The organism is Rhodococcus maanshanensis NBRC 100610 (assembly GCF_001894865.1).
GTDB classification, from domain to species: domain Bacteria; phylum Actinomycetota; class Actinomycetes; order Mycobacteriales; family Mycobacteriaceae; genus Rhodococcus_G; species Rhodococcus_G maanshanensis.
This window is the reverse complement of record NZ_BCXA01000091.1, coordinates 1-811: the sequence shown is the minus strand read 5'-3', so window position 1 is coordinate 811 and position 811 is coordinate 1. Positions and strand designations below refer to the sequence as shown.

The following is an 811-nucleotide window of genomic DNA, read 5'->3' as shown; positions in this document are numbered from 1 at the left end:
CCACGGCCTCTTGACAAACTTCCCTACATATCAGTTGGTGCGGATCTTCAGGCCGGGGTTGGCTGCGAGGATTGCGTTGATCGGCTGCCCCCACGTGTGCGAGGAGCTGTTGCAAGCCCCGCCGTTGCCGGAGCTCGTGATGCCCAGCGCCTTGGTGCCGGTCACGATGGATCCACCGCTGTCGCCAGGTATGACGCACAGCGTCGAGACAAAGGAGTCCCTCAGGGTGACGATAACAGCGCCGGAAAAGTTTGCGCCGGTAACATACTGGTTGATGGCGGTGATTTTGCCGCAGGTGAAGCCGGTCATTGTGCCGGACTTGCACACCGGCGCCCCGACCACGGGATCTGCGGTGCCGGTGATAGCCAACGGGTCGCCGCCGTGGGTATCAACGAAGTTGTTTTCGAAACGCTTGGCGACGCTGTCGTCGATCTTGATCACCGAGTAGTCGGTGCCATTGACGACTGTCTTGTCGAATTTGCCGAGGTAATCACCGTCGCCGTCACTCCCCTCCCTCACCCACGTGGCGCCGAACCCGCCCGCCTCGTCGCGGCGCCGGTCGCAGTGTCCGGCGGTGATGGCCACCGCGTGGTCGTCATCGTCGGTACCGTTGAAACCGAACGAGCAGAATGAGGACATCTCTTCGTGCGGGAGATGGGTGGTGTATCTCTGGCCACCCATGATGGCGTCGGGGGCCGGCGGCTTGGTGGTGGGCTTGGGCGTGGTGGTGGTGGCCGCTGTGATGGTGAGTTGTTGGGTGGTGGTGGATCCGGTGACGCCGTCGCGGCCGGAGAAGGTGGCGTCGACGGTC

The 811-nt window shown here is 63.3% G+C and carries 1 protein-coding gene; it reads right to left on the bottom strand.

Annotated elements, in window-relative coordinates:
- Nucleotides 1-30 precede the first annotated feature (30 nt).
- Nucleotides 31-811: S1 family peptidase (locus RM1_RS25800; RefSeq protein ID WP_143187352.1), on the bottom strand; the 781-nt coding region annotated here is incomplete at its 5' end.